Origin of the sequence: Escherichia sp. E4742 (assembly GCF_005843885.1) — a bacterium.
GTDB lineage: Bacteria > Pseudomonadota > Gammaproteobacteria > Enterobacterales > Enterobacteriaceae > Escherichia.
In genome coordinates this window covers 2,313,293-2,336,099 of record NZ_CP040443.1, presented here as the reverse complement: position 1 = coordinate 2,336,099, position 22,807 = coordinate 2,313,293, and the positions used below count along the sequence as shown (strand labels likewise).

General features: G+C 49.5%; 20 protein-coding genes. 15 read left to right on the top strand and 5 right to left on the bottom strand.

Features of this window, described 5'->3' with window-relative positions:
* Positions 1-61 precede the first annotated feature (61 nt).
* Positions 62-2,494: a bifunctional aspartate kinase/homoserine dehydrogenase II gene (gene metL, locus FEM44_RS11400; protein ID WP_053884368.1), complete on the bottom strand. Its 2,433-nt coding sequence runs from the start codon at positions 2,492-2,494 to the stop codon at positions 62-64.
* Positions 2,495-2,496: 2 nt separating this feature from the next.
* Complete coding sequence (gene metB / locus FEM44_RS11395; protein ID WP_135403675.1) at positions 2,497-3,657, bottom strand: cystathionine gamma-synthase; 1,161 nt, start codon at positions 3,655-3,657, stop codon at positions 2,497-2,499.
* A gap of 276 nt (positions 3,658-3,933) precedes the next feature.
* On the opposite strand from metB, the gene metJ reads away from it, so the two are divergent.
* The gene (gene metJ / locus FEM44_RS11390) at positions 3,934-4,251 is read left to right on the top strand and encodes a met regulon transcriptional regulator MetJ (RefSeq protein WP_000852812.1); all 318 of its coding nucleotides are present in this window, start codon (positions 3,934-3,936) and stop codon (positions 4,249-4,251) included.
* Between the two features lie 59 nt (positions 4,252-4,310).
* Positions 4,311-4,919, top strand: a complete 609-nt coding sequence (locus tag FEM44_RS11385; RefSeq protein WP_135523450.1) for a YiiX family permuted papain-like enzyme — start codon at positions 4,311-4,313, stop codon at positions 4,917-4,919.
* Positions 4,920-5,083: 164 nt separating this feature from the next.
* On the opposite strand, the gene pgtP is transcribed toward FEM44_RS11385, so the two are convergent.
* Positions 5,084-6,469, bottom strand: coding sequence for a phosphoglycerate transporter PgtP (pgtP, locus tag FEM44_RS11380; protein ID WP_135523449.1), 1,386 nt, complete (start codon positions 6,467-6,469; stop codon positions 5,084-5,086).
* A 389-nt stretch (positions 6,470-6,858) separates the two neighbouring features.
* On the opposite strand from pgtP, the gene FEM44_RS11375 reads away from it, so the two are divergent.
* From FEM44_RS11375 to pgtA, 4 genes are all read left to right on the top strand, one after another.
* Positions 6,859-7,200: a hypothetical protein gene (locus tag FEM44_RS11375; protein ID WP_135523448.1), complete on the top strand. Its 342-nt coding sequence runs from the start codon at positions 6,859-6,861 to the stop codon at positions 7,198-7,200.
* A 140-nt stretch (positions 7,201-7,340) separates the two neighbouring features.
* Complete coding sequence (locus tag FEM44_RS11370) at positions 7,341-8,573, top strand: ABC transporter substrate-binding protein (protein ID WP_135523447.1); 1,233 nt, start codon at positions 7,341-7,343, stop codon at positions 8,571-8,573.
* On the top strand, positions 8,570-10,537 hold the full coding sequence (gene pgtB, locus FEM44_RS11365; protein WP_138158998.1) for a two-component system sensor histidine kinase PgtB: 1,968 nt from the start codon (positions 8,570-8,572) through the stop codon (positions 10,535-10,537). The genes FEM44_RS11370 and pgtB overlap by 4 nt, the downstream gene beginning before the upstream one ends.
* A gap of 2 nt (positions 10,538-10,539) precedes the next feature.
* Entirely contained in the window at positions 10,540-11,802 is a 1,263-nt protein-coding gene (gene pgtA / locus FEM44_RS11360; RefSeq protein WP_130215272.1) for a two-component system response regulator PgtA, read from the top strand.
* A gap of 81 nt (positions 11,803-11,883) precedes the next feature.
* On the opposite strand, the gene rpmE is transcribed toward pgtA, so the two are convergent.
* Positions 11,884-12,096 carry a 50S ribosomal protein L31 gene (gene rpmE / locus FEM44_RS11355; RefSeq protein ID WP_000710770.1) on the bottom strand — a complete coding sequence of 71 codons (213 nt, stop codon included), beginning with the start codon at positions 12,094-12,096 and terminating at the stop codon, positions 11,884-11,886.
* Between the two features lie 203 nt (positions 12,097-12,299).
* Here rpmE and priA point away from each other — a divergent pair, with 203 nt between their 5' ends.
* The 8 genes from priA to FEM44_RS11315 all read left to right on the top strand — a co-directional run bounded on the left by priA (position 12,300) and on the right by FEM44_RS11315 (position 21,240).
* Complete coding sequence (gene priA, locus FEM44_RS11350; RefSeq protein ID WP_135523446.1) at positions 12,300-14,498, top strand: primosomal protein N'; 2,199 nt, start codon at positions 12,300-12,302, stop codon at positions 14,496-14,498.
* A gap of 155 nt (positions 14,499-14,653) precedes the next feature.
* Positions 14,654-15,679: a DNA-binding transcriptional regulator CytR gene (cytR, locus tag FEM44_RS11345; RefSeq protein WP_135523445.1), complete on the top strand. Its 1,026-nt coding sequence runs from the start codon at positions 14,654-14,656 to the stop codon at positions 15,677-15,679.
* Positions 15,680-15,770: 91 nt separating this feature from the next.
* On the top strand, positions 15,771-16,730 hold the full coding sequence (gene ftsN / locus FEM44_RS11340) for a cell division protein FtsN (RefSeq protein ID WP_135523444.1): 960 nt from the start codon (positions 15,771-15,773) through the stop codon (positions 16,728-16,730).
* 92 nt (positions 16,731-16,822) lie between these two features.
* On the top strand, positions 16,823-17,353 hold the full coding sequence (gene hslV, locus FEM44_RS11335; protein WP_000208242.1) for an ATP-dependent protease subunit HslV: 531 nt from the start codon (positions 16,823-16,825) through the stop codon (positions 17,351-17,353).
* Between the two features lie 9 nt (positions 17,354-17,362).
* A complete protein-coding gene (gene hslU / locus FEM44_RS11330; protein WP_001293348.1) occupies positions 17,363-18,694 on the top strand; it encodes an HslU--HslV peptidase ATPase subunit in 1,332 nt (443 codons plus the stop codon).
* A gap of 66 nt (positions 18,695-18,760) precedes the next feature.
* Positions 18,761-19,687, top strand: coding sequence for a 1,4-dihydroxy-2-naphthoate polyprenyltransferase (menA, locus tag FEM44_RS11325; protein WP_135385237.1), 927 nt, complete (start codon positions 18,761-18,763; stop codon positions 19,685-19,687).
* A 92-nt stretch (positions 19,688-19,779) separates the two neighbouring features.
* Positions 19,780-20,265, top strand: a complete 486-nt coding sequence (gene rraA / locus FEM44_RS11320; protein WP_000872908.1) for a ribonuclease E activity regulator RraA — start codon at positions 19,780-19,782, stop codon at positions 20,263-20,265.
* 348 nt (positions 20,266-20,613) lie between these two features.
* The gene (locus tag FEM44_RS11315) at positions 20,614-21,240 is read left to right on the top strand and encodes a hypothetical protein (protein ID WP_138159245.1); all 627 of its coding nucleotides are present in this window, start codon (positions 20,614-20,616) and stop codon (positions 21,238-21,240) included.
* A 38-nt stretch (positions 21,241-21,278) separates the two neighbouring features.
* Here the strand turns inward: FEM44_RS11315 and zapB are convergent, their stop codons facing one another.
* Positions 21,279-21,524, bottom strand: coding sequence for a septal ring assembly protein ZapB (zapB, locus tag FEM44_RS11310; protein WP_001296623.1), 246 nt, complete (start codon positions 21,522-21,524; stop codon positions 21,279-21,281).
* A gap of 424 nt (positions 21,525-21,948) precedes the next feature.
* Here zapB and glpF point away from each other — a divergent pair, with 424 nt between their 5' ends.
* Entirely contained in the window at positions 21,949-22,794 is an 846-nt protein-coding gene (gene glpF / locus FEM44_RS11305) for a glycerol uptake facilitator protein GlpF (RefSeq protein WP_130206614.1), read from the top strand.
* The last annotated feature ends 13 nt before the right edge of the window (positions 22,795-22,807 follow it).

Below are 22,807 nucleotides of genomic sequence, written 5' to 3'. Positions count from 1 at the left end.
GATGCTTTCAAATAATTCTTTGCCGAAAGCATCCTTCTTTTACAAGCCAGGGTAAAAGCAATTACAACAACTGCGCCAGTCGGTTAATATCCGACTGAATCGCCCCAGCGGTGACATCGCGCCCTGCGCCTGGTCCACGGATCACCAGAGGATTGTCGCGATACCAGCGGCTTTCGATGGCAAAGACGTTATCGCATGGCAGCAGTGATGCCAGCGGATGGTCTTCACGCACCGCTTCCACGCCCACACGCGCTTTGCCGTTGGCGTCGAAACGCGCTACATAGCGCAGCACCAGCCCCATTTCGCGGGCCGCTTCCAGCCGTTGCACCATCTGCTCGTTAAGTTCATCGCCGTTTTCAAAGAAATGGTCGATGCTGCCACCTTCACAATGGGCTGGCACCAGTGATTCCACACGTACCTGATCCGGTTCGATGTTGTAACCTGCTTCACGCGCCAGAATCACCAGCTTGCGCATCACGTCTTTGCCGGAGAGGTCGTCACGCGGGTCAGGTTCGGTTAAGCCCTGCTGCCACGCTTGATCCACCAGCTCGGTAAATGGCACGCTGCCGTCGAATTGCAGGAACAGCCAGGAGAGCGTGCCGGAGAAGATCCCGCTGATCGACAAAATGGTGTCGCCGCTGTCGATCAGATCGCGCACGGTATGGTTGATCGGCAACCCCGCACCGACGGTGGCGTTATACAGCCAGTGACGCCCGGTTTTTTCGAAGGCGTCGTGGATCTGGCGATATTTATTGCTGTCGCTCGCTCCCGCCAGTTTGTTGGCGCTGATAACGTGGAAACCGTGGCTGGCGAAATCGAGATATTGATCGGCAAGCTGCTGGCTGGCAGTAACGTCCAGCACCACTAAATCATCATACGGATGGGCGCGCATCCACAGGAACAGCGACTCTTCATCCTGCTCGACCGCTTCATCATTAAAGAAGGCTAACGCGCGGCTGGCGTCCAGTCCGTCATAGCTCAACAGGCTGCGGCGGCTGTCCACCACGCCTGCCAGCACAAATTCAAAGCCGGTACGCGCCGAGAGCGTGCTCTGCTCACGGGCGAACAGTTCCAGCCAGCGGGAACCGATATTGCCCTTACCGAACAATACCAGGCCGATGCGTTTTTCTGCGCGGAAGACGGACTGATGCAGGCCCTGAATCAGGCTTTCGGTCGGGCCGGTGCGCAGTACTGCCACCAGACTGATGCCGTCATCGGACTGCCAGGTAAATTCGACCGGCTGGCCTTTCAGTTGCTGCCAGAAGCGGTGGCAATGCAGCGGGTTACGGGTGACGCCTGCCCCGACCATCGCCACCAGTGCCAGCCCCTGACGCAGGCGCAGTTCGCCAGGTAATCCCGCTTCGTCGAGGATTTTCAGGGCGCTGTCAGCCACTTCAGAGGTGTAGCAAAATTGCAGCAACTGGCGATCGTTATGCACACCAACCGCCAGTGGGCGCACCTGCGCGCGTTTCAGGATCTGGTCGATCTCTTTATGTGCCAGTTTGAAATCCTGACTGGTAGGCACCTGAAACTCAATCAAACAGACATCATCGTGGCTGGTGACAATACGCGCGCCAGTACCGGAAGCCAACACGCGTTCAATGCGTGTGGAGCCTTGATCCGGCGTGTAGCTACAGCGCAGTTGCAGATCGATTTCACTACCGGATACAGGCTGTAAAGTACGGGCATGAAGAACGGGAGCCGCCAGACGCGCCAGTTCGCTGGCTTCATCCAGACGCAGCAATGGCAGCAGACAGGCATCTTTCACTTTACGCGGGTCGGCGCTATATACCCCGGCGACGTCGCTCCAGATGGTTACGCGAGAAACACCCGCCAGCGCACCGATTTGTGTCGCGGAATAGTCGGAACCGTTACGCCCCAGCAGCACCGTTTCACCAACGTTATTGCGGCTGATAAACCCGGTCACCACCAGACGCTTGCCCGGATGTTGTACCAGCAACTGTTGCAGCAGCGGGTAAGAAAGCCCTTCATCAACCTGCGGTTGTGCGGCGCGTTCAGCGCGTAAAAACTCGCGGGCATCAAGCCAGGCCGCTGGCAGCCCTTGTTGATTAAGCACCGCAGACATCAGGCGCGCCGACCATACTTCCCCGTGGCCCACCACTTCTGCATACACCGCGTCGTTAATACCGCTGTCGAGCAGCGCGGCCAGGCGTTCAAGATCGCTGACAAAGGCGCTAATGAGGCTATCGGCTTCTTCGGCGGGTAACAGGCCGCTAATCAGATCGCACTGATAACGACGTAATGTTTGTTGAACCTGATGCGCAGAGAGACGATCGGTCTGGCTTAGTTTCAACCAGTTAATCAACTGGTTAGTGGTGCTACCAGCGGCGGAAACCACCATCATATCATCGGGCTGGGAGTACTCAGCCATAATGCCCGCGACACGCAAATAACACTTCACATCAGCCAGACTACTGCCACCAAATTTATGCAGTTGACGACCTTTCGCCCCTGCCTGCGCAATCACACTCATTTTTACCCCTTGTTTGCAGCCCGGAAGCCATTTTCCAGGTCGGCAATTAAATCTTCGCCATCTTCAATACCGGTGGAGATACGCAGCAGCGTCTCGGAGATCCCGGCGGCAGCACGCGCTTCTGGCGCCATGCCTGCATGTGTCATGGTTGCGGCGTGAGAGATTAAACTTTCCACTCCCCCTAATGATTCCGCCAGCGTAAACAACGACAGCCCGCCCAGGAAACGACGCAGCGTCTGCTCATCGCCATCCAGTTCAAAACTCAACATTGCGCCAAAGCCTTTTTGCTGGCGCGCGGCAATTTCATGCCCCTGATTTTCCGGCAGCGACGGGTGATACAGTTTTTTCACCAATGGCTGGGTTTGCAGATATTTCACAATCACCTGCGCGTTGCGCTGCGCCAACTCCATACGCGGCACCAGAGTACGCAAACCGCGCAGCAGCAGATAGCTGTCAAACGCGCCGCCCGTCACGCCAATATTGTTTGCCCACCAGGCCAGTTCGGTGACAACGTCCGGGTCTTTAGCAATCACCACGCCAGCCACCACATCTGAGTGACCGTTCAGATATTTCGTGCATGAATGCAACACCAGATCGGCACCCAATGCCAGCGGATTTTGCAATGCCGGGCTTAAGAAGGTGTTATCCACCACGCTCACCGCCCCGACTTCCCTTGCCAAATGGCAGATTTTCGCAATATCCACGACGCGTAACAATGGATTACTTGGGCTTTCTACCAGCACCAGTTTAGGTTTTTCTGCCAGTGCCGCCTGCAATGCCTGTTCATCGCCTTGATCAACAAACAGCACGCGATAACAGCCGCGTTTTGCCAGGCTGTCGAACAGGCGATAGCTGCCGCCGTAGCAGTCGTGCGGCGCAACCAGCAGATCGCCGGGTTTCAAAAAGACGGTAGTCACCAGGTGGATCGCGGACATGCCGGTATTAGTAAGCACTGCACCAGCACCACCTTCCAGTTCTGCCAGCGCCCGCTGAACCACATCGCGCGTTGGGTTGCCGCGACGCGAGTAATCATGCGCGCGCGGCTCGTTAAATCCGGTAAAGTTATAGGTGCTGGAAAGATGGATCGGTGGGACAACGCAACCATACTGTTCGTCGTCATTTAACCCGCTACGCACTGCGATGGTGGCCTGTTTACGCGTCATGTGATGAAGTTCCCTAGGCTTTGTCGGTGAAATGTCAGGCACCAGAGTAAACATTGTGTTAATGGACGTCAATACATCTGGACATCTAAACTTCTTTGCGTATAGATTGAGCAATTCCCCAATAACCGTTAAAATTACATGCATTATCACGCCGACAGGTGCATTACACGATGTCACGGTAGCGCCTGTACGGTAAACTATGCGGGTTTATGGCCATTACCCACATTAATTGTGTGGTCTGGTTTCAATTTATTGACGAAGAGGATTAAGTATCTCATGGCTGAATGGAGCGGCGAATATATCAGCCCATACGCTGAGCACGGCAAGAAGAGTGAGCAAGTCAAAAAGATTACGGTTTCCATTCCTCTTAAGGTGTTAAAAATCCTCACCGATGAACGCACGCGTCGTCAGGTGAACAACCTGCGTCACGCTACCAACAGCGAACTGCTGTGCGAAGCGTTTCTGCATGCCTTTACCGGGCAACCTCTGCCGGATGATGCTGACCTGCGTAAAGAGCGCAGCGACGAAATTCCGGAAGCGGCAAAAGAGATCATGCGTGAGATGGGGATTAACCCGGAGACGTGGGAATACTAATGCTGAAAAAAGCGGCCTGGCGTTAACCAGCCGCTTTTTTTATACATGGACGTTTAACTATGAAAAACAGGCTGCTGATCCTCAGCCTGCTGGTTTCTGTGCCTGCCTTTGCCTGGCAACCGCAAACCGGCGACATCATCTTTCAGATCTCTCGCTCATCGCAAAGTAAAGCGATCCAACTGGCAACTCATTCCGATTACAGCCACACCGGTATGCTGGTGATACGCAACAAAAAGCCCTACGTTTTTGAAGCGGTCGGCCCGGTAAAATACACCCCGCTCAAGCAGTGGATCGCCCACGGTGAAGATCGCAAATACATTGTTCGCCGCGTTGAAGGCGGACTGAATCCCGAACAACAGCAAAAACTGGCGCAAACGGCAAAACGTTATCTCGGCAAACCGTATGACTTTAGCTTCTCGTGGAGCGATGATCGTCAGTACTGCTCGGAAGTCGTTTGGAAGGTTTATCAGAACGCGCTGGAAATGCGCATGGGTGAACAGCAAAAGCTGAAAGAATTCGATCTTAGCAACCCGCTGGTCCAGGGAAAGCTTAAAGAACGGTACGGTAAAAATATCCCGCTTGAGGAAACGGTGGTTTCGCCACAAGCCCTTTTCGATGCGCCACAACTCACTACCGTCGCCAAAGAGTGGCCACTGTTTTCGTGGTAATGGATTACTGTGAACACGGCTGGCATAGCGGGATTGTCGTTCCCGCCGCAAACGTTAATCGCGTTTTGCCATAACTCGACATGCGCTTTACGCAACCAAACGGGTACAAAATCGGTGATGAAAGTAAGCGAGTGGGCCAATCACATCGTGACTGGCCCTAAAACCTAGCTTTTTTGGGTCTGAAGCTCTGGTTGATACGTCTCAGCATCATTTTGACGTTGTTTTTCCATAGCGATCGCACCAAAGTGCGTTAACGTACAGAAAATGATGCAACAGATAACACCAGCAAGCAGAAGATAAAAACCACCATCCCAACCAACCTCATCGACCATAATACCAAACAGACTTGTACCAAGCGTCGCTCCAAGAATATAGCTCATGAAACCACGCAAACCGACAGCGGAGCCCACGGCAAAACTGGGAACAATTTCCATTGTCTGAACAGAGGCCAGGAACTGCGGAACATAGATAAGGCAGCCCACGCAAGCAGCGAAGATAGTAATAGAGAGTAGAGAATCGCTTTTCCAGTAGCCCAACAGGCAGAAGAAAATCAATACCATACTGATAATCGCTGGCGGCATACGGCGACCATGGAATAATTTATCACTCAACCAGCCAGCAAATAATGTCGTTGGAATAGCCGCCCATTCGAAGATTAAAAATGCCGTACTCATTTCGGTCTTCGTAAAATGCTTCACGCTTAACAGATAAATAGGTAACCAGCTGATAATTCCAAAACGCACCATATAGACAAAAACATCAACGAAAGAGACAAACCAGGCATTCTTATTTTTAAGCACATAGGTACAAAAAATTTGCCAGGCAGTCATATCTTCCGGCGCACGATCATCTTTTGCTTTAATGCTGACGTCGTCCGGAACGATTTCGTTTAATGACGGCAAACCTTCACTTACCGGTGAACCTTTACCTGACATCAGTACCACGATAGCAATGAAAACAGAGACAATCGCTGGAATAACATATGTTGCTATTTTCCAGTGTTCAGTCCCCAGCACAGCAAATGCACCACCAACAATCGGAGCAACAATACCGCCACCCACGTTGTGCGAAATATTCCAGACCGCACCGACGATGCCCCGTTCTTTACGAGGAAACCAGTTGGCGATCGTAATAAATGACGGGCCAACACCCATTCCCTGAAAGAAACCATTCAGAATGACAAGTCCTGCAAACATCCAGAATGCGAAACTAAAACCAAGTGCCACGTTAACGAGAGCACAAAGTATTAAACCCACTGCCATATATACTTTGGGATTAGCTTTATCGGCCAGACTACTCATTATCCCTTTACTAATACCGTAGGCGATCAGCATACAACTGCTTAACAGCCCTATTTGCGTCGCAGAAAGATTAAGCTCTTGTTTTAAATACGGTGTAGAGAGAACAAAGTTATTCCTGACAATGTAATACGAAAGATAACCGATAAATACGCTGAATAACGCCTGCATACGGTAACGATTATAGGTACTTTTCACTTCACTTTCAGGAACCTTATGTGTTGCCACTTTAGGTTTCAATAAAGAAAGCATATATCACCTTCCAGTTCATAGTGTTGTTTAAACAAATAATAATATTCATAGCAATGCTCATTACTACTCTCTGAAGAGTATTTAAAAAGCCTTTGCTTAGTGAGTTTTGAAGATAGTGAAGCAAGAGAGTTTAAGTTACAATACAGGGCAAATGAGTCAAAACTGACTCAAAAAAACAAATTCCATGTTCCATTTCTTTCCCATATTTGATTTTGGAAAATGCAACATGGCTATTATTTAAACCTTAACGTGTTACAACAGGCCCAATTTAAAAAAAATTAGTTTTATTAAAATTTTCATTTTTTGAGTTCAATCACATATTTTTCCTCTATAATCGGGATCATTGAAGATGCTTGTTCTTGTTATGCCAGAGAACCATGCTGCACAACATGAAAACCTTCATCACCGCACAACAAAAAGCAGAGTCTGAACACCTTCAGGATACCCGTCGTAACACGCGGATTTGTAATCGAATTAAAGCCTTTTTTATGGTTTCTGAAGACTGGAACTCCGTCATGATTACTGAGGCGCTAAGTTTGCATCAGGCCACCGCAGATGACCCTATTCACGATAGTGCTTGTTATTACCATCCTCAACGGGTAAAAAAATGGGCTGAAGCCGCCAATAACAAATTTCATTTTTTACTGCTATACAGTCAGAACCTGAATCTGAGAGCGAAAATGTGGAAATTAATTAATGAGCATTTCCGTAACAGTCACTTGCGGATATAGTAATGCTGGTTGCTCGCCGAATTAATGATAATTTACAAATACAAAAACACATGGCTTGAAGTTCGTTGCTTATGTTAACTAATGGATAACAACATGGATTACAGCCCAGGAATTTATCTCTTATTAATGGGATTTTTGACATGATTCGCATTATACAAAGAGCGCTAATCTGTTGGATTTTATATAGCAGCGTTGCCTCAGCGCATGAATTAGTGATTGCTACAACGCTTTCTTCGGAAGCGACAGAACACATTATCAGTCAATGGCAAAAGCAACCACAGGCAACCAAAATCCGTACGCTCAACCGAACCAGTGCATCTATTGAGCGCCTGCTGGAAAATCCATTGGGTGAAAATATTGATCTGGTACTGAGTTCATCCCCTATGTTGCTACAGCGGTTACAAAGTAAAAATCTGCTTCAGCCATTTAATAATCAAATAGAAACAAGTAGAAAGTTAGTACCGGAATCCATTCGCTCAACCACCGTTGCTGTTGCCATATCGGGCTACGGCATTCTTATCAATGTGGCGCATCTGGAAGACAAAAAAGAGCCTGTGCCAACGTCATGGCAGGAATTAAGTAAGTCGCGTTATCAAGGAACGCTATTAATGAGCAGTCCTTCTCGTTCGGATACTACTCATCTGATGATTGAAGATCTCCTGCAACAACAAGGATGGAGTAGCGGTTGGAGTACACTACTGAAAATAGGCGGCAATCTCGCCACCATTTCATCACGTAGCTTCGGTGTAGCAAATAAGATCAGTACAGGACTGGGGGACGCTGGTCCGGTAATCGACAATTACGCTAATGTACTACTTAATAATTCAACTTTACGTTTCAGCTATTTCCCCAACTCGCGCGCAGCGCCTATGTTTATTGCCATTACAGAAGGCAGTAATCATCCACAAGAGGCGGGACGTTTTATTGATTTCTTGTTGAGTCCGGAAGGCCAACAAGCACTGAGCGATTCTGATTCAGGAAAGTATCCGGTATATCCTCTGCCCTCCGGCACTCCACTCGCTGACCAACAAATGCGGTTATTTGCATCTCCTTCGCTTGATTACCCGTTGATCATGCAACGCCAAAAGCTCGTGCAATTGTTATTTGATTATGCGATTACTTTTCGCCTTACCGAGCTTCAGAAAAGTTGGAAAGCATTATATGCCGCAGAACATCGGCTTAAGCGGACATTGCCAGAGGTGCGCGCACTATTAACCGCGGTTCCCATTACCCCGCAACAGTCTGTTAATCCTACATATCTACAGCAATTCGAGCTGCAATCAGGTTTTCGTGAAGCCCAGATTATGGCATGGCAGCAGTTTTTCCTGCAGCAGCAGCAATTAGTGAATTCACAACTTGAGTCATTAAAGTGAAACAACTACATACTATCGGGACGAGCTTGCGTCTCGCCTTTGTTTTTAGTGCCGTTCTTACGCTATTCGTTAGTGTAGTTAGCCTTTATTCCTGGCATGAACAAAATTCCCAGGTTCGCTACGCACTTGACGATTATTTCCCACGAATTCAGGCTTCATTTCTTTTTGAAGAAAACCTTACGGCATTGGTAAATGAATTCAATGAGCTACAACAGACAACCAACACCGATAGCCGCCTTCAGGTAAGAGAGCAAATTGAACAACGGCTACAAAAAATTCAGTCAATTAATCCCCATCTTGATTCAGTACATCAAAGTGCGCTTAACCAACAGGTCGCCAGTAGTCGCAAATTGCTTGGCAATCTCGATAAGGCATTGAATGAACATAATAAGGAAAACGGAAAACTCGACGTTATATCGTCAAGAGTTAACTGGTTGCATGACGATTTCAATAATGAACTCAACTCCCTGACTCAGGATTTAAGTTGGCAACAATCATCATTGCTCAATCAACTCAGCCAACGGAAAGATCTTCACGAAAACCAGGGGTTGCAAAATGCACTGCAATCTATTCAAAACGAGTTACAGCTCGTTTTCGAACTCTCACATATAGAAACTGAAATCGTCAGTACCTTAAAGGAGATGCTTAACACGCATAACAATGATACCGAGTCGTTAAAACAACATATTCAATACCTGGATTTTTTGAAGCATAGCATTGACGAAAATGTGCGGTCGTTAGCTTCTTATTCCAGCACTATTACATTACACCAGACAGTTTATTCCCTGTGGGAACTGGGTACACAGCAAAATTATCTACCCGGAACTCTGGCCGCCTGGCAGCAGGCTCAACAGACCCTTATGAATACTATCAGGGATAAAGAGCGTGTATTTACGCAAATACGCGGCCAATTAGAAACGCAACTGGGTAATAGCCATCAACAGCTACAAACTTTCAATCTGCGATTAGAAAAAATAATGCAAATCAGTGGACTACTGATTTTTGCCGCTATGGTGACGGCCTTACTGTTCGTTATTCTGGTAAATTACTTCTACATTCGGCCAAGGATGATCCGCCGTTTTCGCTTACTGAATGATGCCGTCGTCAAATTAAGTAACGGTGAACTCGATGCAGATATTCCAGTCTCCGGCAATGATGAGCTTGGCAGAATTGCCAACCTACTCCGCCAAACGATAGAGCAAATTAATCAGCAGCAACGTCAACTGGGGCAGGAAATCTGTGATCGAATCGCGACAGAAAAAAATCTGCGAACAGCACAAAGTGAATTGATCCAAACCGCCAAACTGGCCGTGGTTGGGCAGACAATGACAACACTGGCACATGAAATCAATCAACCGCTTAATGCATTATCTATGTACCTGTTCAGCGCCAATCGCGCTATAGAGCAACAAGACACTGGTTTGGCGAAAAACTATATCGTTACGATGCGATCGCTGGTTGAGCGCATGGATAATATCGTTAAACGACTGCGAAACTTCGCCCGCCGACGCGATAGTGAACTCGTAGGTGGAGCAATTAATTTACAGCAGGTAATTTATTCATCCTGGGAGCTTCTGGCATTAAAACATCGACCACTGAAAGCATCTCTTCACTACCCGGATAATTTTCCTGCCGTTTATGGCGACGATGTTTTGATTCAACAAGTTTTAGTTAATTTATTTACGAATGCCCTGGAAGCCAGTCAGGAAAAACCGCCCATAATAACCATTAACTTTGAAGAAGAAGACACCACGTTAACGCTCTATATTGCTGATAATGGAAAAGGCTGGCCAGTGCTTCTGGCTGATCGACTATTAACACCGTTTACGACTGACAAAGCTGTAGGTTTGGGTATTGGTCTTTCGATTAGTCATTCTATTATGCGCCAGTGCCAGGGAGAGTTATATATCGCGTCAACTCTCGACCGCCATGCGCTGGTTATTCTACGTTTCAGGAAACTTTAAGCATGACAGATACCACCCCAACAATTCTGTTAATTGATGACGACAATGATGTTCTGCAAGCCTACAGTTCTCTCTTACAGCAAGAGGGCTATGCAGTATGTACCTGTAGCAACCCTTCAGAAGCGCTGCAATTGCTGCAAGATACCTGGGAAGGAATCGTGGTATGCGACGTTTGCATGCCGGATATTTCAGGCATTATGCTGCTGGAAAAAATAATGCTGATCGATCCTAATCTTCCCATTCTGATGATCACCGGCCACGGAGATGTCCCAATGGCCGTTGAAGCGGTAAAAAAAGGAGCGTGGGATTTCCTGCAAAAACCGATTAATCCGGAACAATTTTTATCGCTTATCGAAAAAGCGCTGGCAGAGCGTGAAGATTATCTGGAACAAAAAAAATGGCGACGAGCGCAATTTAATCGGCACTTAATTGGTAACAGTGGCTGGGTTCGTCAGACTCGTCAGCAGCTTGAAACTCTGGCAGAAACCGATCTTCCCGTCTGTTTTTACGGCGAACCTGGAACCGGCAGAACATTAGCCGCCCATTATCTTCACCAATTTAGTTCTCGCAAGGAAAGGCCTTTAATTGAACGCACACTCAGCGCTAATAGTCAGCAACCACTGGAAGAATGGGTGGAAGAAGCAAAAGGTGGCACGCTGTTATTAAAAGAACTTGAATATTTAACGCAAGAAAATCAGCGTCTCTTGATTCAACTCCAGGAACGCCCACAGGATCGATCGTTTCGTCTGATTGTTGTTAATCAAAGCCCTCTGGCTGCACTTGCCGCCACACAAAAAATTATTCCCGCATTGTATTTTCTTTTTTCACTTACCCACATCGAATGCCCACCGCTAAGTCAACGCCCGGGGGATATTGAGCCTATTTTTCACCATTATCTGACTCTCACCTGTAAACGATTAAATCGCCAACAACCGCTGCTGGGGAAAACGTTTTATAAGCGACTGATGGCGCGAACCTGGCCCGGTAATATCATTGAATTAATAAATGCAGCAGAATTGGTGGCTGTGGGTGTTTTAATGCTGGACGATTCAGTCAGTTTGCAGATGATGGATGCTGATCCAACACCACTTGATGAACGTGTAGAAAGCTATGAAAGACAAATAATTATTGATGCACTCAACTTCTTCCAGGGACGTATCAACGACGTTGCCGATTACTTTCAGATCCCCAGAAAAAAGCTGTATTTGCGCATGAAAAAATACGGTATTGATAAAATGGATTTTCGCGATGTAAAGGAAAGATAGAGATCCAATCCGTTACCCTGCTAATGAAAGTTTTCAGGCACAAAAAAAGCGCCGTTCGGCGCTTTTTTCGGAAATCCGGTCTTATTTGCTGCCCGGGATGCTGAAACGCTTGTTGAAGCGGTCAACACGGCCACCGGTAGCAACATCACGCTGTTTGCCAGTGAAGAACGGGTGGCACTTGCTGCACACGTCGAGGTTCAGGTCATGACCAACGGTGGAGCGGATTTTCATTACGTTACCGCAAGAGCAGCTAGCAGTAATTTCTTCGTATTTCGGGTGAATATCTTTTTTCATGGGAAAACCTCGGTTTAAGGCCGCGTCGCTCTTCCAGCCCTAACGCCAGACACCACGCGATGTTTAAAGTATAGTTTCAATACGATCATTTCGTATCAAAGGCGCCGAATCATACAGAAATTAACCAGCGTATGCAAACTGATCCGCACTCCTCTACCGCAATGTGTATACTGTTCCACCGAATTTCAAGTCAGGATGATGCTATGCCCGTTGCCCACGTTGCCTTGCCCGTTCCGCTTCCCCGCACCTTTGACTATCTCCTGCCAGAAGGCATGACGGTTAAAGCCGGGTGTCGCGTGCGCGTGCCGTTTGGCAAACAGCAGGAGCGCATCGGGATTGTCGTGTCAGTTAGCGACGTCAGCGAGTTGCCGCTCAACGAACTGAAAACCGTAGTAGAAGTGCTGGACAGTGAACCCGTTTTTTCCAGTTCCGTCTGGCGCTTACTGCTTTGGGCGGCGGATTACTATCATCATCCAATTGGCGATGTATTGTTTCATGCCTTGCCGATTTTATTGCGCCAGGGGCGGCCTGCGGCGAACGCGCCCAGGTGGTACTGGTTTGCTACCGAGCAAGGCCAGGCGATGGATATCAACAGCCTGAAACGTTCGCCAAAGCAACAACAGGCGCTGGCGGCGTTGCGACAAGGGAAAATCTGGCGTGACCAGGTAGCGGAACTTGAATTCAACGATGCCGCACTACAGGCGCTGCGCAAAAAAGGTCTTTGCGAGCTGGCAAGCGAAACGCCGGAGTTTAGCGACTGGCGAACGAACTATGCTGTTACTGGCGAACGTCTACGGCTGAATACCGAACAAGCCACCGCCGTTGGCGCAATTCATAGCGCAGCGGATACCTTTTCCGCATGGCTGCTGGCGGGCGTTACCGGCTCCGGTAAAACAGAAGTTTATCTAAGCGTACTGGAAAACGTGCTTGCTCAGGGCAAGCAGGCGCTGGTGATGGTGCCGGAAATCGGCCTGACTCCCCAGACGATCGCCCGTTTTCGTGAACGGTTTAATGCGCCAGTGGAAGTTCTGCATTCCGGCCTGAATGACAGCGAACGCCTTTCGGCGTGGCTGAAAGCGAAAAATGGCGAGGCGGCGATTGTGATTGGCACTCGCTCCGCGCTGTTTACGCCGTTTAAAAATCTCGGTGTGATTGTCATCGATGAAGAGCATGACAGTTCTTACAAGCAACAAGAAGGCTGGCGCTACCATGCCCGCGACCTGGCGGTGTATCGCGCGCACAGCGAGCAAATCCCGATAATTCTCGGTTCGGCAACGCCCGCACTCGAAACGCTATGCAACGTGCAGCAGAAAAAATACCGCCTGCTGCGCCTGACACGTCGGGCGGGTAATGCGCGTCCGGCAATTCAACACGTGCTGGATTTAAAAGGTCAGAAGGTGCAGGCAGGGCTGGCTCCGGCGTTAATCACCCGTATGCGCCAGCATTTACAGGCCGATAACCAGGTCATCCTCTTTCTGAACCGTCGTGGTTTTGCGCCTGCACTGCTGTGCCACGACTGCGGCTGGATTGCCGAATGTCCACGTTGCGATCACTACTACACGTTGCATCAGGCGCAGCAGCATCTGCGCTGCCACCACTGCGACAGCCAGCGCCCAGTGCCGCGCCAGTGTCCGTCCTGCGGCTCTACCCATCTGGTGCCGGTGGGTCTGGGAACAGAACAACTTGAACAGACGTTAGCGCCGCTTTTCCCTGGTGTAGCCATTTCACGTATCGACCGCGATACAACCAGCCGTAAAGGCGCGTTGGAGCAACAACTGGCAGAAGTGCATCGCGGCGGCGCGCGGATTTTGATTGGCACGCAAATGCTGGCGAAAGGCCACCACTTTCCGGATGTCACACTTGTGGCGTTACTGGACGTGGACGGCGCGCTGTTTTCTGCCGATTTTCGCTCGGCGGAGCGTTTTGCCCAGCTATACACCCAGGTGGCAGGCCGTGCCGGACGCGCAGGTAAACAAGGCGAAGTGGTGCTGCAAACGCACCATCCGGAACATCCTCTCTTACAAACCTTGCTGTATAAAGGTTATGACGCTTTTGCGGAACAGGCGTTGGCCGAGCGGCGAATGATGCAACTACCACCGTGGACCAGCCACGTGATTGTGCGCGCGGAAGATCATAACAATCAGCACGCGCCGCTGTTCCTGCAACAGTTGCGAAATCTCATCCTCTCCAGTCCGCTGGCGGATGACAAACTGTGGGTTCTCGGCCCGGTTCCGGCACTGGCACCCAAACGTGGCGGTCGCTGGCGCTGGCAGATCCTGCTACAACACCCTTCCCGCGTGCGTTTACAGCACATCATTAACGGTACGCTGGCGCTTATTAATACAATACCAGATTCACGAAAAGTGAAATGGGTGCTGGATGTCGATCCTATTGAGGGTTAAACCGCTAACGATGCGAGGCGGATCGAAAAATTAAATATTCATCACACTTTTCATGAAAATTCTGTAACCGTTTTCACGCGCTATCTGCTAAAAATGTTGCCGATATGAAGTAAACACGGATGTAGTACGCCTGACGTGCCAGGCGAGGAGTGAGTGTGAAAGCGAAGAAGCAGGAAACTGCCGCAACCATGAAAGACGTTGCCCTGAAGGCAAAAGTCTCTACAGCGACCGTCTCCCGAGCATTAATGAATCCAGATAAAGTCTCCCAGGCCACCCGTAATCGGGTTGAAAAAGCGGCCCGGGAAGTGGGTTATTTTCCGCAGCCACTGGGGCGTAACGCTAAGCGTAATGAATCCCGAACGATTCTGGTGATTGTCCCGGATATCTGCGACCCCTTCTTTAGCGAAATTATTCGCGGTATCGAAGTCACGGCGGCAAGTCATGGATATCTGGTACTGATTGGCGACTGCGCACACCAAAATCAGCAGGAAAAGACCTTTATCGACTTGATCATCACCAAACAAATTGATGGCATGTTGCTGCTGGGTTCAAGGCTGCCGTTTGATGCAAGCATAGAGGAACAGCGTAATCTGCCGCCGATGGTGATGGCGAACGAATTTGCACCAGAGCTGGAACTGCCTACGGTTCATATCGACAACCTGACCGCTGCCTTTGATGCCGTAAATTATCTGTATGAACAAGGGCATAAACTGATTGGCTGTATTGCCGGCCCCGAAGAGATGCCATTGTGTCACTACCGTCTACAAGGCTACGTCCAGGCACTGCGTCGCTGCGGCATTATGGTTGATCCGCAATATATCGCCCGGGGCGACTTCACCTTCGAAGCCGGAAGTAAAGCCATGCAACAGCTGCTCGACCTTCCGCAACCGCCAACTGCCGTCTTCTGTCATAGCGATGTAATGGCTCTCGGCGCACTTTCTCAGGCGAAACGCCAGGGGCTGAAAGTCCCTGACGACCTTTCCATAATCGGTTTTGACAACATCGACCTGACACAATTTTGCGATCCGCCGCTGACAACCATTGCACAGCCGCGCTACGAAATTGGTCGGGAAGCTATGCTGTTACTGCTTGATCAAATGCAGGGGCAAACGGTCGGAAGCGGCTCACGTTTAATGGACTGCGAGCTTATTATCCGGGGATCGACGCGCACGTTATCTTAAAGTAAACCTTTAAGGCTTCCGTGACTGGTCAAAGGCCCGCCGCTTAAGTAACATGGCGGGCTGACGAACGAATAAATACAGCGAAACGATAGTGGCACAACGAGATTATGTACGCCGCAGCCAACCGGCACCTTCGCGGCGAAAAAAGAGCACCTCACGGAAAAAGCAACGAAATATGCCTGCGGTTTCTCCCGCAATGGTCGCTATTGCTGCAGCCGTTCTTGTGACCTTTATCGGGGGTCTGTACTTCATTACGCACCACAAGAAAGAAGAGTCTGAGACGCTGCAAAGCCAGAAAGTGACCGGAAACGGACTACCTCCGAAACCGGAAGAACGTTGGCGCTACATTAAAGAGCTGGAAAGTCGCCAGCCGGGCGTGCGTGCGCCAACAGAACCGTCTGCTGGCGGCGAAGTGAAAACGCCGGATCAGTTGACTCCGGAGCAGCGCCAGCTTCTTGAACAAATGCAGGCTGATATGCGTCAGCAACCAACGCAGCTTGCCGAAGTCCCGTGGAATGAGCAGACGCCGGAACAGCGCCAGCAAACGCTGCAACGCCAGCGTCAGGCGCAGCAGTTAGCGGAACAGCAACGTCTGGCTCAGCAGTCGCGTACGACCGAGCAAAGCTGGAAGCAACAGACGCGTACGTCGCAAGCCGCGCCTGTACAGGCGCAACCGCGCCAGTCTAAACCGGCTTCTACCCAGCAACCGTACCAGGATCTGCTGCAAACGCCTGCGCATACAACCTCGCAGCCGAAGCCACAGCAGGCCGCACCAGTAGCACGCGCGGCTGAAGCGCCGAAACCAACAGCGGAGAAAAAAGATGAACGTCGCTGGATGGTTCAGTGCGGTTCATTTAAAGGTGCTGAACAGGCTGAGACTGTACGTGCGCAGTTGGCTTTCGAAGGCTTTGACTCGAAAATTACCACCAACAATGGCTGGAATCGTGTGGTCATCGGGCCGGTGAAAGGCAAAGAGAACGCTGACAACACCCTCAATCGTTTGAAGATGGCAGGCCATACAAACTGCATTCGGCTCGCCACCGGGGGTTGAAACCCTCAAAATCTCCCCCATCTATACTTGCATTATGCCCCGCACAATTGTGCGGGGCTTGAATTCTGTATTCCTAACCAAGGGGTCTGCTCGTGACAACTATAGTAAGCGTACGCCGTAATGGCCACGTAGTAATCGCCGGTGATGGTCAGGCCACACTGGGTAACACCGTAATGAAAGGCAACGTTAAAAAAGTTCGCCGCCTGTATAACGATAAAGTGATCGCAGGCTTTGCCGGCGGCACGGCGGATGCTTTTACGCTGTTCGAACTGTTTGAACGTAAACTGGAAATGCATCAGGGCCATCTGGTTAAAGCGGCAGTTGAGCTGGCAAAAGACTGGCGTACCGATCGCATGTTGCGCAAACTTGAAGCACTGCTGGCGGTCGCGGACGAAACTGCATCGCTTATCATCACCGGTAACGGTGACGTGGTGCAGCCAGAAAACGATCTTATTGCTATCGGCTCCGGCGGCCCTTACGCCCAGGCTGCGGCACGCGCTCTGTTAGAAAACACAGAACTTAGCGCCCGTGAAATTGCTGAAAAGGCGTTGGATATTGCAGGCGATATTTGCATCTATACCAACCATTTCCATACCATCGAAGAATTAAGCTACAAAGCGTAAGGATCTCCCATGTCTGAAATGACCCCACGCGAAATCGTCAGCGAACTTGATAAGCACATCATCGGCCAGGATAACGCTAAGCGTTCCGTGGCGATTGCACTGCGTAACCGCTGGCGCCGCATGCAGCTCAACGAAGAGTTGCGCCATGAAGTGACCCCGAAAAACATTCTGATGATCGGCCCGACCGGCGTCGGTAAAACTGAAATCGCCCGTCGTCTGGCTAAACTGGCGAACGCGCCGTTCATCAAAGTTGAAGCGACCAAATTCACCGAAGTCGGTTATGTAGGTAAAGAAGTCGATTCTATTATCCGCGACCTGACCGATGCCGCAGTGAAAATGGTGCGTGTACAAGCTATCGAGAAAAACCGTTATCGCGCTGAAGAACTGGCAGAAGAACGTATTCTCGACGTGCTGATCCCACCGGCTAAAAACAACTGGGGACAGACCGAACAGCAGCAGGAACCTTCCGCTGCCCGTCAGGCATTCCGCAAAAAACTGCGTGAAGGCCAACTCGATGACAAAGAAATCGAGATCGATCTTGCCGCAGCACCGATGGGCGTTGAAATTATGGCGCCTCCGGGAATGGAAGAGATGACCAGCCAGTTGCAGTCCATGTTCCAGAACCTGGGCGGTCAGAAGCAAAAAGCGCGTAAGCTGAAAATCAAAGACGCCATGAAGCTGCTGATTGAAGAAGAAGCGGCGAAACTGGTTAACCCGGAAGAACTGAAGCAAGACGCTATTGACGCCGTTGAACAGCACGGGATCGTGTTTATCGACGAAATCGACAAAATCTGTAAGCGCGGCGAATCTTCCGGCCCGGATGTTTCTCGTGAAGGTGTTCAGCGTGACCTGCTGCCGCTGGTAGAAGGTTGCACCGTTTCTACCAAACACGGGATGGTCAAAACCGACCACATTCTGTTTATCGCTTCTGGTGCATTCCAGGTAGCGAAACCGTCTGACCTGATCCCGGAACTGCAAGGTCGTCTGCCGATCCGCGTTGAACTCCAGGCGCTGACCACCAGCGACTTCGAGCGTATTCTGACCGAGCCGAATGCCTCTATCACCGTGCAGTACAAAGCACTGATGGCGACCGAAGGCGTGAATATTGAGTTCACCGACTCCGGTATCAAACGCATTGCAGAAGCGGCATGGCAGGTAAACGAATCTACCGAAAACATCGGTGCGCGTCGTTTACATACCGTTCTGGAGCGTTTGATGGAAGAGATTTCCTACGACGCCAGCGATTTAAGCGGTCAGACCATCACTATTGACGCAGATTATGTGAGCAAACATCTGGATGCGTTGGTGGCAGATGAAGATCTGAGCCGTTTTATCCTATAATCGCGTTCAATCATTTTCATCATTGTTTGATGGGGCTGAAAGGCCCCATTTTTATTGGCGCGTATTATGACTGAACAACAAATTAGCCGAACTCAGGCGTGGCTGGAAAGTTTACGACCTAAAACCCTCCCCCTCGCCTTTGCTGCAATTATCGTCGGGACGGCGCTGGCATGGTGGCAAGGTCACTTCGATCCGCTGGTCGCTCTGCTGGCACTCATTACCGCCGGGCTATTACAGATCCTCTCTAACCTCGCCAATGACTACGGTGACGCCGTCAAAGGTAGCGACAAACCTGACCGTATTGGACCGCTGCGCGGCATGCAAAAAGGGGTCATTACCCAGCAAGAGATGAAACGGGCGCTCATTATTACCGTCGTGCTCATTTGCCTCTCTGGACTGGCGCTGGTCGCGGTGGCGTGTCATAACCTGGCTGATTTTGTCGGCTTCCTGATTCTTGGTGGGTTATCAATTATCGCCGCTATCACCTATACCGTGGGCAATCGTCCTTATGGTTATATCGGCCTGGGTGATATTTCCGTACTGGTGTTCTTTGGCTGGTTGAGTGTGATGGGCAGCTGGTATTTGCAGGCTCATACGCTGATTCCGGCGCTGATCCTTCCGGCAACGGCCTGTGGTCTGCTGGCAACGGCGGTGCTCAACATTAACAATCTGCGCGATATCAATAGCGACCGCGAGAATGGCAAAAACACACTGGTAGTGCGCTTAGGTGAAGTGAACGCCCGTCGTTACCATGCTTGCCTGCTGATGGGCTCGCTGGTGTGTCTGGCGCTGTTTAATCTCTTTTCACTGCATAGCCTGTGGGGTTGGCTGTTCCTGCTGGCAGCACCGTTGCTGGTGAAGCAAGCCCGTTATGTGATGCGTGAAATGGACCCGGTGGCGATGCGTCCGATGCTGGAACGCACCGTCAAAGGAGCATTACTAACTAACCTGCTGTTTGTTTTGGGAATATTCTTAAGCCAGTGGGCTACATAACTGACAAATATCAATTAACAATTGATGATTTTGCCAACAACCCACATAGCGCGATATACTGAAAATTCTCGCAGCAACTGAATGTTAAGCCTATGAAATACGATACTTCCGAGCTTTGTGACATCTATCAAGAAGATGTCAACGTCGTGGAACCGCTGTTCTCCAACTTTGGTGGACGGGCGTCGTTTGGCGGACAAATCATCACGGTAAAATGTTTCGAGGACAACGGGTTGCTGTACGATCTGCTCGAACAGAATGGCCGTGGTCGTGTCCTTGTCGTCGATGGCGGTGGTTCTGTTCGTCGCGCACTGGTCGATGCTGAACTGGCGCGTCTGGCAGTTCAAAATGAATGGGAAGGCCTGGTCATTTACGGCGCGGTGCGTCAGGTAGATGATCTGGAAGAACTGGACATCGGCATCCAGGCGATGGCGGCAATTCCGGTTGGTGCTGCTGGCGAAGGCATTGGCGAAAGCGATGTCCGCGTCAATTTTGGCGGCGTCACCTTCTTCTCCGGCGACCATCTCTATGCCGACAATACCGGGATTATTCTTTCTGAAGATCCGCTGGATATTGAATAACTCTCTGCCATGCGTTAAAAGGGGAATTAAATTCCCCTTTTTTATATGCCAAATATTCATAAAGACTGTCGTTTGTTTTTGTTTAATTCATTTTAAATATCAATATTTCACATCTGACAATATAAATTAATTATCGATAAATCATTTCATAAAAATATGCAGCATTAAAGATTAATGCTATATGGTAAATTAACCATTCCGGAAATAGTGATATGAATCATCGTTAGTAGCGAACGTATTATATAATAAGGGATTGATATGAGATACGTTATCTTATTAATACTATGGATAATAACTGCTTTTCTTAGTCATCTTCAGCACAGTAACTTGCTTGCTGGAGATCCTGGCATGGTTGGCGAGTATTTCGGTTCAGTACTTCTGGGGCCGTTATTACTTCCCGTGCTTGTGTCGGGTATTCTGTGCACATTCGCTAAAAAAACGCGTAACTTCGCCAGTTTTACCCGCGGGTGCTGCTGGGTATTGGGAGTACTACTTTTATCCAACGTCGGCAATACGTTTCGTATGTTCACCCCGTGGCAATATACGTTTGAGAATGCCGCTATTTCCGTGACTGTCCCGAACAGACACTGGAATACGGTTTCCATTAGTACTGATAAAACCATTGATATAAGAAGTGAAGATAATAGCGTCTTTATTTCTGCTTTCCGCCTGCCCGCAGGGCGTAGCGCCGATGACTCGCTGGAAGAGTTAAAGAATATGCAGCGAGACAATCTCAAGGATCAATACAATGAAGAAACTTTCCAGTTTCATGACTGTAATGCCAAACATTTCACCTGTAAGTATCAGGATGTGTTGATAAATTTCGATGGTCAGCAGAAGAGAACCATCAGTGTTTATCTTGAAGACACCCCCAGGGCTGTGGGGATCATTGCATTGATGGAGCCAGATACGGCAGATAAATATCGCCAACAGGCGATGGAGATTATGCTTTCTGCTAAAAATGCACAGAAGTAAAAAATAAGGCGCCTTGCGGCGCCTCTGAGTGGAAAAGATTAAACCTCTTCCATGCGACCCAGCAGTGCCTGCAGACGTTCCTGCCAGCCGTTCTGCTGTTCTTTCAGATGGTTGTTCTCACGCTCCAGCTCTTCGCGCTGATGCTGGGCATTTTGAACTTCCTGCGACAGTGAGTTGTTTTTTTCTTTCAGCTCTTCGATTTCCATCTGCAACAGAGTGATGGTATCAATCGCCTGCTGTACTTTTGCTTCCAGTTTCTCAAACACTTCTAATGACATTGTCATACCTCTCCTGAATTGCAAGGCGTTGATGGATAAAAATCCTCGTCCCGATTATCGGTGACGCCTTAATAAATACGAGCGCATTTTAGTTAGCTCCGATTGTATGAAGCCGCGCCATCGCTGTCCAGCGGCACGCCTTGTAGATTACGGTTTGCCACACTTTTCATCCTTCTCCTGGTGACATAATCCACACCAATCGAAAATGTTAACAAAATTGTTGCGCGAATGATCTAACAAACATGCATCATGTATAAACAGATGAAATAAATAGCGCGATAACGCTCATTTTATGACGAAGCACACACATTTTAAGTTCGATATTTCTCGCTTTCGCTCGTTAACGATAAGTTTACAGCATGCCTACAAGCATCGTGGAGGTCCGTGACTTTCACGCATACAACAAACATTAACTCTTCAGGATCCGATTATGAGTCAAACATCAACCTTGAAAGGCCAGTGCATTGCTGAATTCCTCGGTACCGGGTTGTTGATTTTTTTCGGTGTCGGTTGCGTTGCTGCACTTAAAGTCGCTGGCGCGTCTTTTGGTCAGTGGGAAATCAGTGTTATTTGGGGGCTGGGGGTGGCGATGGCCATCTATCTAACCGCAGGGGTTTCCGGTGCACATCTTAATCCAGCTGTCACCATTGCGCTGTGGCTGTTTGCCTGTTTCGACAAACGCAAGGTTATTCCTTATATCGTTTCACAAGTCGCCGGAGCTTTCTGCGCTGCGGCATTAGTTTACGGGCTTTACTACAATTTATTCTTCGACTTCGAGCAGACCCATCATATTGTTCGCGGAAGCGTTGAAAGTGTTGATCTGGCGGGTACTTTCTCTACTTATCCTAATCCTCATATCAATTTTGTGCAGGCCTTCGCAGTTGAGATGGTGATTACCGCTATTCTGATGGGGCTGATCCTGGCGTTAACGGACGATGGTAACGGCGTACCGCGCGGCCCTTTGGCTCCCTTGCTGATTGGTCTACTGATTGCGGTCATTGGCGCATCTATGGGTCCATTAACGGGCTTTGCCATGAACCCAGCACGTGATATCGGTCCGAAAGCCTTTGCCTGGCTGGCGGGCTGGGGCAATGTCGCCTTTACCGGCGGCAGAGACATTCCTTACTTCCTGGTGCCGCTTTTTGGCCCTATCGTTGGCGCGATTGTAGGTGCATTCGCCTACCGCAAACTGATTGGCCGCCATTTGCCTTGCGATATCTGTGTTGTGGAAGAAAAGGAGATCACAACTCCTTCAGAACAAAAAGCTTCGCTGTAATGTGACTACGGGA

Coding starts and splice junctions, on each gene's coding strand:
- pgtP (WP_135523449.1), bottom strand. CDS start 6,469: ATGCTTTCTTTATTGAAACCTAAAGTGGCAACACATAAGGTTCCTGAA.
- metJ (WP_000852812.1), top strand. CDS start 3,934: ATGGCTGAATGGAGCGGCGAATATATCAGCCCATACGCTGAGCACGGC.
- menA (WP_135385237.1), top strand. CDS start 18,761: ATGACTGAACAACAAATTAGCCGAACTCAGGCGTGGCTGGAAAGTTTA.
- metL (WP_053884368.1), bottom strand. CDS start 2,494: ATGAGTGTGATTGCGCAGGCAGGGGCGAAAGGTCGTCAACTGCATAAA.
- pgtA (WP_130215272.1), top strand. CDS start 10,540: ATGACAGATACCACCCCAACAATTCTGTTAATTGATGACGACAATGAT.
- priA (WP_135523446.1), top strand. CDS start 12,300: ATGCCCGTTGCCCACGTTGCCTTGCCCGTTCCGCTTCCCCGCACCTTT.
- zapB (WP_001296623.1), bottom strand. CDS start 21,524: ATGACAATGTCATTAGAAGTGTTTGAGAAACTGGAAGCAAAAGTACAG.
- rraA (WP_000872908.1), top strand. CDS start 19,780: ATGAAATACGATACTTCCGAGCTTTGTGACATCTATCAAGAAGATGTC.
- glpF (WP_130206614.1), top strand. CDS start 21,949: ATGAGTCAAACATCAACCTTGAAAGGCCAGTGCATTGCTGAATTCCTC.
- metB (WP_135403675.1), bottom strand. CDS start 3,657: ATGACGCGTAAACAGGCCACCATCGCAGTGCGTAGCGGGTTAAATGAC.
- rpmE (WP_000710770.1), bottom strand. CDS start 12,096: ATGAAAAAAGATATTCACCCGAAATACGAAGAAATTACTGCTAGCTGC.
- FEM44_RS11375 (WP_135523448.1), top strand. CDS start 6,859: ATGAAAACCTTCATCACCGCACAACAAAAAGCAGAGTCTGAACACCTT.
- FEM44_RS11370 (WP_135523447.1), top strand. CDS start 7,341: ATGATTCGCATTATACAAAGAGCGCTAATCTGTTGGATTTTATATAGC.
- hslU (WP_001293348.1), top strand. CDS start 17,363: ATGTCTGAAATGACCCCACGCGAAATCGTCAGCGAACTTGATAAGCAC.
- FEM44_RS11385 (WP_135523450.1), top strand. CDS start 4,311: ATGAAAAACAGGCTGCTGATCCTCAGCCTGCTGGTTTCTGTGCCTGCC.
- FEM44_RS11315 (WP_138159245.1), top strand. CDS start 20,614: ATGGTTGGCGAGTATTTCGGTTCAGTACTTCTGGGGCCGTTATTACTT.